This is a genomic window from Microbispora oryzae (assembly GCF_017896165.1).
Lineage (GTDB): Bacteria > Actinomycetota > Actinomycetes > Streptosporangiales > Streptosporangiaceae > Microbispora > Microbispora oryzae.
This window is the reverse complement of record NZ_JAFCNB010000009.1, coordinates 14,730-29,879: the sequence shown is the minus strand read 5'-3', so window position 1 is coordinate 29,879 and position 15,150 is coordinate 14,730. Positions and strand designations below refer to the sequence as shown.

Annotated in this window: 12 protein-coding genes; 6 read left to right on the top strand and 6 right to left on the bottom strand. The window is 73.2% G+C overall.

Going from position 1 to position 15,150, the window contains the following annotated elements; genetic code table 11:
* Nucleotides 1-31: 31 nt before the first annotated feature.
* Nucleotides 32-1,033, bottom strand: coding sequence for a non-homologous end-joining DNA ligase (ligD, locus tag JOL79_RS17685; protein WP_210156943.1), 1,002 nt, complete (start codon nt 1,031-1,033; stop codon nt 32-34).
* A gap of 161 nt (nt 1,034-1,194) precedes the next feature.
* Between ligD and msrB the strand changes: the two genes are divergently transcribed.
* Entirely contained in the window at nt 1,195-1,596 is a 402-nt protein-coding gene (gene msrB, locus JOL79_RS17680) for a peptide-methionine (R)-S-oxide reductase MsrB (protein WP_210156942.1), read from the top strand.
* 10 nt (nt 1,597-1,606) lie between these two features.
* Here msrB and JOL79_RS17675 read toward each other — a convergent pair whose 3' ends face one another.
* From JOL79_RS17675 to hemG, 3 genes are all read right to left on the bottom strand, one after another.
* Nucleotides 1,607-2,110 (bottom strand): hypothetical protein, encoded by a 504-nt coding sequence (locus JOL79_RS17675; protein WP_210156941.1) that lies wholly within the window; start codon nt 2,108-2,110, stop codon nt 1,607-1,609.
* Nucleotides 2,111-2,330: 220 nt separating this feature from the next.
* Nucleotides 2,331-3,032: a hydrogen peroxide-dependent heme synthase gene (hemQ, locus tag JOL79_RS17670; RefSeq protein WP_210156940.1), complete on the bottom strand. Its 702-nt coding sequence runs from the start codon at nt 3,030-3,032 to the stop codon at nt 2,331-2,333.
* Nucleotides 3,033-3,107: 75 nt separating this feature from the next.
* A complete protein-coding gene (gene hemG / locus JOL79_RS17665; protein WP_210156939.1) occupies nt 3,108-4,529 on the bottom strand; it encodes a protoporphyrinogen oxidase in 1,422 nt (473 codons plus the stop codon).
* A gap of 141 nt (nt 4,530-4,670) precedes the next feature.
* Between hemG and JOL79_RS17660 the strand changes: the two genes are divergently transcribed.
* Entirely contained in the window at nt 4,671-5,693 is a 1,023-nt protein-coding gene (locus JOL79_RS17660) for a DUF4349 domain-containing protein (protein WP_210156938.1), read from the top strand.
* Between the two features lie 42 nt (nt 5,694-5,735).
* Here the strand turns inward: JOL79_RS17660 and hemE are convergent, their stop codons facing one another.
* The gene (gene hemE, locus JOL79_RS17655) at nt 5,736-6,773 is read right to left on the bottom strand and encodes a uroporphyrinogen decarboxylase (protein ID WP_210156937.1); all 1,038 of its coding nucleotides are present in this window, start codon (nt 6,771-6,773) and stop codon (nt 5,736-5,738) included.
* 486 nt (nt 6,774-7,259) lie between these two features.
* Here hemE and JOL79_RS17650 point away from each other — a divergent pair, with 486 nt between their 5' ends.
* Nucleotides 7,260-7,856 (top strand): DUF3000 domain-containing protein, encoded by a 597-nt coding sequence (locus JOL79_RS17650; RefSeq protein WP_210156936.1) that lies wholly within the window; start codon nt 7,260-7,262, stop codon nt 7,854-7,856.
* Between the two features lie 3 nt (nt 7,857-7,859).
* Complete coding sequence (locus JOL79_RS17645) at nt 7,860-9,083, top strand: HRDC domain-containing protein (protein WP_210156935.1); 1,224 nt, start codon at nt 7,860-7,862, stop codon at nt 9,081-9,083.
* A gap of 72 nt (nt 9,084-9,155) precedes the next feature.
* Here JOL79_RS17645 and JOL79_RS17640 read toward each other — a convergent pair whose 3' ends face one another.
* Nucleotides 9,156-11,576, bottom strand: coding sequence for a poly(ethylene terephthalate) hydrolase family protein (locus JOL79_RS17640; RefSeq protein WP_210156934.1), 2,421 nt, complete (start codon nt 11,574-11,576; stop codon nt 9,156-9,158).
* Between the two features lie 240 nt (nt 11,577-11,816).
* Between JOL79_RS17640 and JOL79_RS17635 the strand changes: the two genes are divergently transcribed.
* Together JOL79_RS17635 and JOL79_RS17630 are read left to right on the top strand one after the other, a co-directional pair.
* Entirely contained in the window at nt 11,817-13,001 is a 1,185-nt protein-coding gene (locus JOL79_RS17635; protein ID WP_210156933.1) for a thiolase family protein, read from the top strand.
* Entirely contained in the window at nt 12,998-15,106 is a 2,109-nt protein-coding gene (locus JOL79_RS17630) for a 3-hydroxyacyl-CoA dehydrogenase NAD-binding domain-containing protein (RefSeq protein WP_210156932.1), read from the top strand. Before JOL79_RS17635 ends, JOL79_RS17630 begins: the two co-directional genes overlap by 4 nt.
* Nucleotides 15,107-15,150: the final 44 nt, after the last annotated feature.

Below are 15,150 nucleotides of genomic sequence, written 5' to 3'. Positions count from 1 at the left end.
GCGTGCGCGCCCCGCCGATCGTCGCGAGGCTCTAATCGGTGACGTGGCGGGCCTTGGACGGCTGGACCCGCATCGGCTCGCCGGGCATCTTCGGGTAGTTGGGCGGATACGGCATGTCGCCCCGCCCGTCGGTCTCGTACCACTCCAGCAGCGTGTCGAGGGTGAAGGCGCGGTCGTCGATCGCCCGCTGCACGTCGCCCACCTCCGCGAAGCGGCGGGGCATCGTGCGGAGATCGAAGTCGCGGGTGTCGCAGTCGGCCAGCTCGTCCCATGTGACGGGCGCGGACACGGTGGCCTCCGGCCGGGCGCGCACCGAGTAGGCCGCCGCGACCGTGCGGTCCCGGGCGTTCTGGTTGTAGTCGATGAAGACCTTCTCCCCCCGCTCCTCCTTCCACCAGGCGCTGGTGGCGAGGCCGGCCGCGCGGCGCTCGACCTCCCGGGCGAACGCGATCGCCGCGTACCTGACCTCGGTGAAGGTCCAGCGGGGCTCGATCCGGACCGTGATGTGGACGCCCCGGTTGCCGGAGGTCTTGGGGAAGCCCGTCATGCCCAGCTCGTCCAGGATCTCCCTGGCGACGAACGCCACCTTCCTGGCGTCGTCGAAGGAGGTGCCGGGCTGCGGGTCGACGTCGATCCGCAGCTCGTCGGGATGCTCCAGGTCGGGCCTGCGGGCGTGCCACGGATGGAAGTCGATGGTGCCCAGGTTGGCGCACCAGGCGATGCCGGCGACCTCCGTGGGGCAGAACGCGTCGGCCGTGCGGCCGCTGGGGAAGCGCACCGTGACGGTCTCGATCCAGTCGGGATGCCGCGGGATCCGCTTCTGGTAGATCGCCTCCGACTCGATCCCGTCCGGGTGGCGCTTGAGATAGGTGGGCCGATCCCGGATCGCGCGCAGCGCCCCCTCGCCCACGGCGACGTAGTACTCCACCAGCTCCCGCTTGGTGGCGCCGATGCCGGGGAAGTAGACCTTGTCCGGGTTGGTGACCTTGACGACGCGGCCACCCACCTCCAGCTCGATGTAGGGCGAAGCCATACGACGGACCCTACCCGCCCCGGCGGGGTCCGTCCCGGTCCCGGGGCCCGGGACCGGGACGCGACGGGGACGGACCGCGCACGGGCGGGAAGATCCCGGCGGACCGCGGGGTTGTGCCTACGCGATCCCCGATGGGGCGGCACGTGTTTAGGCTGGTGAACATGGAAAAGGTGATCAGGAGCGACGCGGAGTGGCGGGTCCGGCTGTCGCCGGAGGAGTTCCGCGTCCTGCGGCAGGCCGGGACGGAGCGGCCCTTCACGGGCGAGTACGTCGACACCAAGACGGTCGGCGTCTACTCCTGTCGCGCCTGCGGCGCCGAGCTGTTCCGCTCCGGCGCGAAGTTCGAGTCCCACTGCGGATGGCCGTCGTTCTTCGAGCCGTCCGAGTCGGAGGCGGTGACGCTGGTCGAGGACACATCGCTCGGCATGCGGCGGGTCGAGGTCCGCTGCGCCCGCTGCGACTCCCATCTCGGGCACGTGTTCCACGGCGAGGGCTACCCCACCCCCACCGACGACCGCTACTGCATCAACTCGGTCTCCCTGACGCTGCGGCCGGAGGAGTGACCCCCGCGGGTCACTTCGGCTTGGGGTAGGTGACCCGGCAGTCGGAGTCGTCCGGGCCGAGCACGTTGGCGAGAACGGGGTTCCCGTTCTCGCCGAACTTGGCCTGGACGAACACCACGGGGTTGGCCTCACCCCGCTCGGTCAGGTACTCCAGCCCCCGGCGGCACAGCGTGATCGCGTCCTTGGAGTTGTCCGCGTCGTCGGGGAGATTGGTGTAGATCCGCAGGTAGTGACCGGTGGTGCGGATGTCGCGCACCCGCTTGGCCGCGTGGTCGCGCCACCGGCTGGAGAAGTAGGCCGCGGCCTCCTCGTCGGTGAACTTCGACGGCCCCGCCGCCTTCTTCGCGTCGGTCTTCTTCTCCGCCTCACCGGCCTTGACACCCTTGCCGGCGCTCGCGACGTTCAGCTCGCCGGCCGGAGCGGGCCTGGGCGCCTCGGCGGCCGCCGGCGACGGCGCCGAGCCTCGATGGGACAGCGGGCCCGCCACCGCGACGGCCGCTCCGGCGAATGCCACGACTCCCAGGGACACCTCTAAGACGTGCGAACGGGCCCGCCTCTTACGGCGACGACCACTGGACCGTGCCAGCCGGAACGACACACTGCCTCACTAAGACCAGGGATGCCTGGTCACAGTATGGCAAAGAGCCGGAGCAACGGAAGCCGTTTCCGACATTTCGCTGCTTGTTCGACGCATTCGTCCCATCTGTCCCGAGGGCCCTCGGGGGCCAGGGCCGTTACGGCAGCGCCGCGACGAGCTCGCTCACCGGCTTGCGGCTGCCGGTGTAGAAGGGGATCTCGACCCTCGTGTGCCGGCGCGCCTCGGCCCCGCGCAGGTGCCGCATCAGGTCGACGATGCGGTGCAGCTCGTCGGCCTCGAAGGCGAGCATCCACTCGTAGTCGTTCAGCGCGAAGCAGGCGACGGTGTTGGCCCGGACGTCGGGATAGTCGCGCGCCATCCGGCCGTGCTCGGCGAGCATGGCCCTGCGCTCGGCGTCGTCCAGCAGGTACCACTCCAGGGAGCGGACGAACGGATAGACGCTCACGAACGCCCTCGGCTCCTCCTCCGCGAGGAAGGCCGGGATGTGGGACTTGTTGAACTCGGCGGGCCGGTGCAGCGCCATCGCCGACCAGACCGGCTCGCTCGCCCGGCCAAGCGCCGTACGGCGGAACCTGGCGTAGATCTCCTGCAGGTCCTCCGCGGAGGGGGCGTGCCACCAGAACATGTAGTCGGCGTCGGCGCGGAAGCCGCCCACGTCGTAGCAGCCGCGGGTCACCACGTCCTTGCCCGCCGACTGGGCGAGCAGCTCCTCGACCTCGGCGGCCACGCTCTCACGGCCCTGCGGCAGCCGGTCGCGCAGCCGGAAGACCGACCACATCGTGTACCTGATCACCTGGTTCAGATCGCGTGCCTTCGGCCGGGTGGTGTGCTCCGTCATGGCTCCATTCTGCCCGCACCGCCCGCCGGTCCCGCCCCCGGCCCTGATCACCGGCGTGATCACCGGGGCGGCCCGTCACCCGGCGGCGCGCCCGGCCTCTTCCAGGTGCTCGATCACGCGCAGCGCCGCCGCCCGCCCGGTCGCGACGCAGGCGGGGATGCCCACCCCCTCGTAGGCCGCGCCGCAGACGGCGAGGCCGGGCAGCGCGGCGACCCCCGCCCGGATCCTGGCCACCCGGCCGAGGTGGCCGACGTCGTACTGCGGGAGCGAGCCGCCCCAGCGGGTGACCCTGGTGTCCCTGGGCAGGCCGTGCACTCCCATGGTCTCGGTCAGCTCCTCCATCGCCAGCGCCACCAGCTCGGCGTCGTCGCGCTGGAGCACCGTCTCCTCGCCCAGGCGGCCGATCGAGCAGCGCACGACGATCAGGTCGCGGTCCGCCTCGGCCAGGTGGGGCCACTTCACGCTGCTGAACGTCACGGCCTTGACGGATCGGCGCTCGACCGGCGGGACCAGGTAGCCGCTGCCCGCGGGGCGCCCCGGGAACGCCGTCCTCGGGTAGGCGAGGGTGACGATCGCCATGCTGGCGTACTCGATTGCGGCGAGCTCGGCGGCGGCCTCCGGCGCCTCGCGCGCCAGGAGTCGGGACGCGGGACGCGCGGGCACGGCCAGGATCACCGCGTCCGCCTCGACGATCTCCTCGTCACGGGTGGGACCGGCCACCAGCCGCCAGCCGCCGGCGGTGCGGATCAGGTCGCGGACCGTCAGGTTCGTGCGCACGTCGGCGCCGGACGCCTTGGCCACCGCCTCGGGCAGCGTCCCGAGGCCCTGCCTGACCGTGGTGAAGACAGGTCCCGCACCGGCGGACGCGCCCCCCGCGATCTCCTCCGCGCCCCGCAGCAGCGACCGCTCGCTCCGGGCGATCGCCGCGATGCCGGGCATCGTGGCCTCCAGGGAGAGCCGGTCGGTACGGCCCGCGTACACGCCCCCGAGCATGGGCTCGATCAGCCGGTCGAGGACCTCGCCGCCCAGGCGGGCCCGCACATACGCCGCGACGGACACGTCGGTGGTGACGGGCGTGGCCGGCAGGACACGGTCGAGCGACGCCCTGGCGACGCCTGCGGGCGACAACACGCCTGACCGGGCGAGCGCGGCCAGGTCGGAGGGGACGCCCATGACGTGGCCGGCGGGGAGCGCGCGCAGCGACCCGCGGGACAGGACGGCCGCCCGCGTGGTCCCGGGGTCCACGAGGTCGTCGCCCAGCCCGGCCAGCCGGGCCAGGTCGCTGCCTTCGGGCCGCCGGGCCAGCATGGCCTCGGCGCCGGCGTCGACCAGCACGCCGGCGACCTCGGACGTGTGCAGCTTGCCGCCGACGCGCGACGCGCCCTCGATCACGGTGACGCGCGGCCCCTCACCCCCGCGGTTCAGGTGGGCCGCGGCGGCCAGACCGGCGATGCCGGCACCGACGACGACGACATGACGACCTCGGATCCCTTCCATGGTTAGTAAAGCTACCCGCCCCCGCGGGCGCCCCCGGCGGCGCCTCGCTGACCCGTCCGGCGCGGCCCCCCGCGATCCCACTGTGACGGCATCGTGACAGTCCGGTGGAAACCCGTCGCGTCCGCGGCACGTGTTAAGAACATGAGTCGATTACGGTACGGCGTCGCGGCCCTGGCGGCCGCCACGATTCTGATCTCCGGCTGCTCCGGCTCCCTGTCGTCCACGGGCGGCGCGGCGGACTCGGGTGCCGCGCAGGTCGCCCAGGCCGCGCCCCCGGAGGCCCAGGCCGCCGGGCCGGACGAGAAGTCCGTCGCGGACGCGGCGGCGGGCGCCGGCAAGAGCACGAGCGGGGGAACGGACGCCGCCGGGCGGCAGCGCGCCCCCATCCCGGCCGAGACCGCCCAGCGAGCGGTCATCTACACCGCCGCCCTGACCGTGCGCGCGAAGGATGTGGCGGCCGCGGCGGACCGGGCGAAGGCGATCGTGACCGGCGCGGGCGGCTACGTCTCGGAGGAGCGGAGCTCCTCGTTCGCCCACGGCGAGCAGGCCGTCGTCACCTTCAAGGTCGAGGCCGCGCGGTACCCGGACGTGCTCGCGCAGCTCGGGCGCGACCTCGGCAAGCGGCAGTCGGTGCGCCAGGACGCCCAGGACGTCACCGAGGAGGTGGCCGACGTCGACAGCAGGGTCAAGTCCGCGAAGGCCACGCTCGACCAGTTCCGGACGCTGCTGTCGAAGGCCGGCAAGATCGGGGAGATCCTGGAGATCGAACGGGAGATCAGCGGCCGCGAGGCCGATCTGGAGGCCCTGCAGGCCCGGCAGCGGTCGCTGGCCGCGCAGACGGCCCTGGCGACGGTCACGCTCACCGTGCTCCCCGAGGCCACGGCCACGCCGAAGCCGAAGCAGCCGTCCTCCGGTTTCCTCTCCGGGCTCCGCGGAGGCTGGCGGGCGCTGGTGAACTCCACCGAGGTCGCCCTGACCGTGCTGGGCGCGCTGCTCCCCTGGCTCCTCATCGTCGGCGTCGTCTGGCTCGCCGTCCTGCTGACGACGCGCCGGCTGCGCCGCCGCGCGGCCCCGGCGCCCGCGGACACCCCGTACGCGGACACCCCGCGCCCGGACACCCCGGCCGTGGTGCCCGTGGCGCCGAGCCACACCGAGCCGGACTGAGCCGCCCCGAGCCGGACCGGCCCGCCGCGCCGGGCGGCGCGGTCAGCGCGCAGAGACCTCGTGGACGAGCTCGGTGAGACGGGTGAGCTGGTCGGGGTCGGTCGAGGGAAGCACGCCGTGGCCGAGGTTGAACACGTGACCCTCGGCCACCCGGCCGCGCTCCAGCACGTCGCGGGCGCGCTCCTCGACGACCTCCCAGGGGGCCAGCAGAATCGACGGGTCCAGGTTGCCCTGCAGGGCCTTGCCCGCGCCGACCCGCAGAGCGGCCTCGTCGAGCGGCACCCGCCAGTCGACGCCCACGACGTCGGCCCCCGCCTCGCCCATGAGGCCGAGCAGTTCGCCCGTGCCGACGCCGAAGTGGATCCGCGGCACGCCGAGACCGGCGAGGCCCTCGAAGATCCGGCGCGTGTGGGGCAGCACGTAGCGGCGGTAGTCGTGCGGCGCCACCGCGCCCACCCACGAGTCGAACAGCTGCACGGCCGAGGCGCCGGCGGCCACCTGGACGCGCAGGAAGGCCAGAGTGATCGCGCCGAGCCGCTCCATCAGCTCGTGCCACAGCTCGGGCTCGCCGTACATCATGGCCTTGGTCCGGTCGTGGTTCTTGGACGGGCCACCCTCGATGAGGTAGGACGCGAGGGTGAACGGGCCGCCGGCGAACCCGATGAGGGGGACGCCTCCCAGCTCCTTGACCAGCGCCTCGACCGACTCCGTCACGTACGGCACGTCGCCGGGCTCCAGCGGCCGCAGGACGGCGGCGCCCGCGCGGTCGCGGATGGGGGCGCCGACGACCGGGCCGACCCCCGGCTTGATGTCGAGGTCGACGCCGATGGCCTTGAGCGGCACCACGATGTCGCTGAAGAAGATCGCCGCGTCGACGCCGTACCTGCGGACGGGCTGCATGGTGATCTCGACGACCAGGTCGGGCGTCGCGCACGCGGTGAGCATCTCGACGCCCTCCCGGACCCGCCGGTACTCGGGCAGCGAGCGGCCCGCCTGGCGCATGTACCAGACCGGGGTGTGCGGGACGGGCTCGCGCCGGCAGGCGCGGACGAATGCGGAGTCGGCCACCTGGGGATTCACGTTCCCAGCCTGCCATGCCCGGAAGGCGGTCGTGACCTCGACCGGGGATCTGGAGCCCCCGAAACGAGCGGGAAGGGGCTACCTGTCGGTATGGTGAACCCCTCCCCTCCTTGTGAGTGTCCTCACAGCTCGGCAATGTGTTCGCCAATCGGCGACCCGGCATCGATTCCAATGCCACTTTCGAGACACGCCGAGCGCGATGCGGGGAAATGTCGGCGGGACGTGCCAACGTCGGATCAGTCCCGAGCTACCGACACGACCGTGGATCCGACGAGAGGCCCCGGAGCGATGACTTCGATGTGGAGTTCCCCCGAACGCCGCACTGAGCTACTGCCGACTGTGACGGCGCCGGCTTCCGCCGCCCCTCCTGCGACCGCGCCGGCCGCGCCGCCGCTGACCGTGACGGCCACGGCTTGACGACCAGCGATGCCCCCCACAGCCACCCCCCTGCTTCGGGCCGTCCGGAATCCGACCTACGCTTCCGTCATGACCCTCGGTGAACCGCCGGCGCCTCCAGCCGCCTTCCGGCGCGCGCTGGAGACCTTGCGCCCCGCCGAGGTACGGCCGGAGATCGAGCTGGAGGACATCCCCGCGCCCCGGCGGCTCGCGCCGTACTCGGGGGCTGTCGGGGCGTCCGTCTACCGCGATGACGACGAGCTGGCGGTCGGCCGCCTCATCGTGCTGTTCGACCCCGACGGCCAGCGCGGCTGGGAGGGCTCGTTCCGCCTGGTGGCGTACGTGCGGGCCGACATGGAGCCGGAGATCACCACGGACCCGCTGCTCGGGCCGGTGGCGTGGAGCTGGCTCACCGAGGCGCTCGACGCGCACGGCGCCCGGTACGCCGCCGTGGGAGGCACGGTCACCCGCGCCGTGTCCGAGGGGTTCGGCCAGAAGGCGGACGACCCCGTCACCACCGAGCTGGAGCTGCGCGCCTCCTGGTCCCCGCTGGAGGAAGACCTGACGCCGCACGTGGCGGCCTGGTGCGACCTGATGTGCCTGGCCGCGGGCATCCCGCCGCTGCCCCCCGACGTCGCGGCGCTGCACCCGCGCCCCACCCGCCGAGAAGATCCGAAAGTCCCGTAGCCCGTGTCAGAACCCGAAGTCCAGCCGCTGTTGGAGCCGCGTGAGGGGATACCGCCGGTCATCGACGACCCCGCGGAGCTCGCCGCCGCCGTCGAGGCGTTCGCCCGGGGCGCCGGCCCCGTCGCCGTGGACGCCGAGCGCGCCTCCGGCTATCGCTACAGCGGCCGGGCGTACCTGGTGCAGCTGCGCCGGCAGGGCGCGGGCAGCGCGCTGATCGATCCCGTCGCCTGCCCCGATCTGAGCGCCCTCGACACCGCGCTGGGGGACGCCGAGATCGTCCTGCACGCGGCCAACCAGGACCTGCCCTGCCTCGCGGAGCTCGGGTTCCGCCCGCGCCGCCTGTTCGACACCGAGCTGGCCGGCCGGCTGCTCGGCTACGAGCGGGTCGGGCTCGGGACCATGGTGGAGATCGTCCTCGGGCTGCGCCTGGAGAAGGGCCACTCGGCGGCCGACTGGTCGACCCGCCCCCTGCCGGAGGCGTGGCTGCGCTACGCCGCCCTCGACGTCGAGGTGCTGGTGGAGCTGCGCGACGTCCTGCACGAGCAGCTCGCCGAGAGCGGAAAACTCGACTGGGCCCACGAGGAGTTCGCGGCGATCCTGGCCGCCCCGGCGCTTCCGCCCCGCAACGACCCGTGGCGGCGCACCTCCGGCATCCACCGGGTCCGCAACCTGCGCGGGCTGGCGGTGGTCCGGGAGCTCTGGACGCTGCGCGACGAGATCGCCCGGACGGCCGACCTCGCTCCCGGCCGGGTGCTCCCCGACGCCGCGATCGTGCAGGCCGCCCTCGACCAGCCGCGTACGACCAAGGCCCTGACCGAGATCGCCTCGTTCACCGGCCGGAGCGCCCGCCGCCACCTGCGCGGCTGGCTCGCCGCGGTCAACCGGGCCCGCACGCTGCCGGACTCCGCGCTGCCGCAGCCGGTGGGGCCGGGCGACGGCCCTCCCCCGGCCAACCGGTGGGCCGACCGCGACCCCGCCGCCGCCAAGCGGCTCGCGGCCGCGCGGGCCGTCGTCGCCGCACTCGCCGACGAGCACCGCATGCCGACGGAGAACCTCCTCCAGCCCGATGCCGTACGCAGGCTGACCTGGGAGCCGCCGATGCCGATCAGCGAGGAGACCGTGGCGGCGCGGCTGCGCGCACTGGGCGCGCGGGAGTGGCAGATCGGCCTGACCGTCCACCCGCTGGCCAAGGCGCTCGAACGGCTGGAGATCAAGGGCGAGGTGTGACGCGCGGGGCGACGGCCGGGACGCGGAGACTCCCGGAGGCGCGGCCGTCGCACCCCCGGGAGCCGCCTGTGATCAGACCGCGTCGTCGTCGGTCACGACGAGGCGGGCGAAGCCGTTCCCGATCGTCGCGTTGACCGGCGCCGAGGCGACCACCTGGTAGGACTGCGGCGCGGACGCCGGCGCGGTGTCGCCGTTGACGGGCACCTGGAAGGTCGCCTGCAGGGACCTGGCCGGGATGACGACCTCCTGTGCCGCCGAGGCGATCAACGGCGCGGCACCCGTCGCGATCGTCTGGATCTGGACCATCACCGGCGTGGCGCTCCTGTCCGACAGCCGCACCGTCATCGTGGCCGTGCCCGGGCCGTCGCCCTCGTCCACCGTGGCGCCCTCCACCGACACCTGCGGCAGCCTGCCGGTGCGGGCCTCACCCACGGCGTCCGTGGTGAACGCGACGTCCGCGAGGTAGACCGCGCCCTTCTGACTCGCACCCGAGATCCGGATCTCGCTGATCTGCTGCGGCTTGACGCCGGTGAGCGAGCTCATCGGGACGCGTACCGTGCGCAGCCAGGTCTTGGGCAGCGGCGAGGCCGTGCCGGGGAACGCCGTGAGCGCGTCGCCGACCTCGGACGCCTTGACCGTGTGGGACGCGCCGTGCTTGTCGACGATCTCGACCGCGAGGTCCACGTCGCCGGTCGCCGTCTCGTCCCTCGCGGTGCGGAAGGTGAGCGCGTCGTAGCGGGAGACGTTCTGGTCCCGCTTGGCGAGCGGCACCGTCACCGTGCCCGTGGGGTCGCTCCAGGAGAACCGCAGCACCGGTGTCGAGGCGACGTTGTTCGCGTACGTCGCGGGCGTCCAGGACGGCGCCTGCGCGGTGGTCAGCGTGGAGGCGCAGGACGGCAGGCCGCTCTGCGGCGAGCGGTCGAGCATCCCGGCGCAGACGACCGCGGCGGCCGAGCCGGAGACCCGGGTGGACGGCGCGAGCGACGTGAAGGAGGCCACGTCGAGGCGCTCGGCCGCGGGCGCCTGGGCGACGGCGTGCACCACGGCCCGCCCGGCGGAGGCGGTGGTGCCGCCACTGCCGTCGAACAGCGGGAGCAGACCCTGCTCACCGCCCTGGACCAGGCGGAAGAACCCCGCGATGTACGCCGTGCCGACGGCGTACTGCTCGGCGGCGGTCAGCCGCGAGGGCGCGGTGCCGCCGCAGACCGGGTCGTTGCGGTTGGACCAGTCGTCGGACGCGGGCGCGTGCGCCACGCCCGGGGTCCACTCGGTGTTGAAGAAGTTGTGGTCGGCGCCCATGACCATCAGCGAGGAGCGGAAGGCCGGGTCGTCGTCCTCGGCGTATCGGGAGTCGTCGTAGAAGTGCTGGCCCTGCTGGTTGGAGACGTCCCCGTCGCAGTAGGGCAGGATGACGGCCATCGGCGTGCCGGGCAGGCTCGCCCGCGCGAAGTCCGTCGGCGCGAGCGGGAGCACCGCCCTGATCCCGTACGGCTTGGCCCGGCCCGCGTTCATTAGCGCGGCCTTCACGACGCCCTCGCCTCCGCGCGAGTGGCCCATCAGGCCGACGTCGGACATGTCGAGGCGGCCCTTGAACAGGCTCACCAGCTTCGCGTCGCCCACGCCCCGGTCGGCGTCGGCGAGCAGGTCGAGGTGGCGCATCACCACCTCGCCCCGGGCGAGCGCGCCCCGGTCCTCGCTGTAGGGATTGTCGGCGGCGTTGACGCCGTTCGCGCTGACCGACACGACGACGTACCCGTGGCTCGCGAGCACGTCGGCGGGGCCGTCGTAGCCCTGGTAGCTGGCGATGGGCTGCTGCCCCGCCGGGCAGGGCCACTGGGTGTTGGACGTGGTCCAAGCCGTCGGGTTGTAGCAGGCCGAATGGCGGCCGTGCAGGAAGACGACCAGCGGGCGCCTGCCGCGGGCGCCCTCCGGCAGGTAGACCTTCGCCCGGATCTCGGCCTGACGGCCGCCGAGCCCCTCCAGGGTGATGGCGGTGTCACCGAGGTCGTACTCGTCGTGGGTCACGGCGTGCGGACCGGGCGCGGCGGGGTCGACCGGCGCGGGATCCGGCTTACCGGGCTTACCGGGCGGGTCGGCGGGCGCCGGGGCGGTCTTGCCGGCGGCCGCCGCGACGGCCTCGGGCGCCTCGCCGTTCCAGGCCACGTCGACGGACGACGCCGTGGCGACGGCGGGGTCGGGGGTGACGAGGGTCAGCGTCATGCCGTCGGGCGACTCCTCGGCCGGGCCGAGCGAGCGGCCGTCCGCCGCGAGCTCGGGGACGGCGTCGCGGACCGGCAGCGGCTTGTTCAGGTGGAGGGTGACCCGGTGGCCGCCGCCGACGGGTTCGACGGTCCAGGTGCCGTCCTCGCCGGGCGAGCCGGTCGAGCCGGGCGGCGCGGCGTACGCGGGTCCCGCGAGGAGGGGGGCGGACAGGGTCGCGGCCGTGACGGCCGCGGCGAGCGCCTTGGTCCAGGCGCGCACAGGGGAGCGCATTGGTTATTTCTCCGAGTGCAATGCCCCAAGAAATCCGCTGGCGAGAGCTAGAGGAGTGATTCTTGGGATTTGAGGGGTTGCATCCCGAATGAGATCGTCGCCGGGGACATGTACTGATTCATCCCAGTTGCCGACCGGTTAACGATCACTCACAAAGCGCGGCGGGCCCGCTGATCGCAGGACCGGTTACCGACCAGTAGCATAGAGAGCCGGAAGCTACCGACAAGTAGGAGCGAACCCGTGCCTGCGTCTCGTGAAGTCGTCTTCGTCGACGGCGTTCGGACGCCTTTCGGCAAGTCGGGCCCGAAGGGCCTGTACGCCGAGACGCGTGCCGACGACCTGGTAGTCCGCGTCATCCGCGAGTTGATGCGGCGCAACCCGAGCCTCCCGCCGGAGCGGGTGGACGAGGTGGCCATCGCCGCCACCACCCAGATCGGCGACCAGGGCCTGACCATCGGCCGGTCCGCCGCCGTGCTCGCCGGCCTGCCGAAGTCGGTGCCCGGCTACGCGATCGACCGCATGTGCGCGGGCGCGATGACCGCTGTGACGACGGTCGCGGGCGGCATCTCCTTCGGCGCGTACGACGTGGCCGTCGCGGGCGGCGTCGAGCACATGGGCCGTCACCCGATGGGCGAGGGCGTCGACCCCAACCCGCGTTTCCTGTCCGAGCGGCTGGTCGACGGATCGGCCCTGGTCATGGGCATGACGGCGGAAAACCTGCACGACCGCTACCCCACCATCACCAAGGAGCGGGCCGACGCCTACGCGGTGGCCTCCCAGGAGAAGGCCGCCAAGGCGTACGCCGACGGGTGGATCCAGCGCGACCTGGTGCCGACGGCGACCCGCAAGGCCGCCGAGGGGTGGGGGCTCGCCACGGCCGACGAGGCGCCGCGCCCCGGCACCAGCATGGAGGGCCTGCGCGCGCTGAAGACCCCGTTCCGGGCGCACGGCCGGGTCACCGCGGGCAACGCCTCCGGCATCAACGACGGCGCCACCGGCTGCGTCGTGGCCGCCGAGGAGGTGGCCGCGGAGCTGGGCCTGACCCCGCGCATGCGGCTGGTCTCCTATGCCTTCGCGGGCGTCGACCCGGAGGTCATGGGCGTCGGGCCGATCCCCTCGACGGAGCGGGCGCTCCGCCTCGCCGGGCTGTCGATCGGCGACATCGGGCTGATCGAGATCAACGAGGCGTTCGCCGTCCAGGTGCTCGCCTTCCTGGAGCACTTCGGCATCGCCGACGACGACTCCCGGGTGAACCCGTACGGCGGCGCGATCGCGTTCGGCCATCCCCTGGCGTCCTCCGGCGTCCGGCTGATGACCCAGTTGTCCAGGGAGTTCGGCGAGCGTCCTGACGTCCGCTACGGGATCACCACGATGTGCGTCGGAATGGGCATGGGCGGCACCGTCATCTGGGAGAACCTCGCATGAGCGACATCGAGACGTTGAAGTCGACGCTGACCGGCGGGCACACCGACGAGGTCGTCACGAAGGCCCTCGTCCGGGACGTCGAGCTCCCCTACGGCGCCGGCGTCATGGCTTTGATCACCCTGGACAACGGCCACGACCACACCAAGCCGAACACGTTCGGCCCGAGCGGCCTGCTGTCCCTCGACGAGGCGCTCGACGGCGTCGCGGCGAGGTCGGACCTGGCCGCCGTCGGCGTGGTCGGCAAGCCGTTCATCTTCGCCGTGGGCGCCGACCTGAAGGGGGTGGGCGCGGTCGCCACCCGCGAGGAGGCGCTGGCGATCGGGGCCCTCGGGCACCACGTGTTCCGCCGCCTGGGCGAGCTGCCTGTGCCGTCGTTCGCGTTCGTCAACGGCGCGGCGATGGGCGGCGGCCTGGAGATCGCGCTGCACTGCACCTACCGGACGATCTCGTCGGGGGTCCCGGCCGTCGCGCTGCCGGAGTGCTTCCTCGGCCTGGTGCCCGGGTGGGGCGGCACCCAGCTGCTGCCCCGCCTGATCGGGCCGGAGAAGGCGCTCAAGCTCATCATCGAGAACCCGCTGTCGCAGAACCGCATGATCAAAGGGCGGGAGGCGTACGAGCTGGGCGTGGCGGACGCGACGTTCGAGCCGGCCGACTTCCTGGAGGAGTCGCTGCGCTGGGCGGCCCGGGTGATACGCGGCGAGGTGACGGTCGAGCGCCATGACCACACCGCGGACGACTGGGACGCGGTGATCGGGCAGGCCCGGACGCTCGTCGACCTGAAACTGCGCGGCGCGTCCCCCGCGCCGTACCGGGCGCTCGACCTCGTGGCCCTCGCCCGCACCGCCTCGCGCGACGAGGGCTTCGCCGCCGAGGACGAGGCGCTGGCCGACCTGCTGATGGGCGACGAGCTGCGAGCCGGTCTGTACGCGTTCGACCTGGTGCAGCGCCGGGCCAAGCGGCCGGCGGGCGCGCCGGACAGGTCGCTGGCCCGCCCGGTCACCAAGGTCGGCGTGGTGGGCGCCGGGCTGATGGCCTCGCAGCTCGCGCTGCTGTTCGCGCGCCGGCTCGAGGTGCCCGTCGTGCTGACCGACCTCGACCGGGCCCGGCTGGACAAGGGCGTCGGCTACGTGCACGGCGAGGTCGACCGGCTGCTGGCGAAGGGCCGGATCACCGGAGACCAGGCCAACCGGCTCAAGGGGCTGGTGACGGGGTCGCTGACCAAGGACGCGTTCGCCGACGCCGACTTCGTCATCGAGGCCGTCTTCGAGGACATGGACGTCAAGCGGAAGGTCCTCGCCGAGGTCGAGGAGGTCGTCCCGGAGACCTGCGTGCTCGCGACCAACACCTCGTCGCTGTCGGTGACCGAGATGGCGTCCGGGCTGCGGCATCCCGAGCGGGTCGTCGGCTTCCACTTCTTCAACCCCGTCGCCGTGCTCCCGCTGCTTGAGATCGTCCGCGGCGCGGCGACCGGCGAGGCGACGCTGGCGACCGCCTTCGCCGTCGGCGCGACGCTGAAGAAGTCGTGCGTGCTGGTCAAGGACGCGCCCGCCTTCGTGGTCAACCGGCTGCTCACCCGCTTCATGGGCGAGGTCACGGCCGCGGTCGACGAGGGCACCCCGCTGGAGGTGGCCGACCACGCGCTCGACGGGCTCGGGCTGCCGATGACGCCGTTCGCGCTGCTGCAGCTCGTCGGCCCGGCCGTCGCGCTGCACGTGGCGGAGACGCTGCACGCGGCGTTCCCCGGCCGGTTCGGTGTCTCGGAGAACCTGGCGAAGCTGGTCGCGGCCGGCAAGCCCGGCGTCTACGGGGCCGACTTCCAGATCGACCCCGAGGCGAGGGCGCTGTTCGAGGGCGGGCCGAGCCCCTCCACGGGCGAGGAGGTCCGGCTGCGGGCGCTGCGGGCGCTGGCCCAGGAGGTCCGCGTCATGCTGGACGAGGGCGTGGTGGCCGCGCCGCAGGACATCGACCTGTGCATGATCCTCGGCGCCGGGTGGCCGTTCCACACGGGCGGCATCACGCCGTACCTCGACCGGACCGGCATCTCGGCGGAGGTCACCGGCTCCCGCTTCCTGGAGCCCGGGGTCGCGTCCGTACCGGCCGGCTGACCCGCCGTCCCGGACAGGTGACCCGGGGCGACCTGGTGTGACAC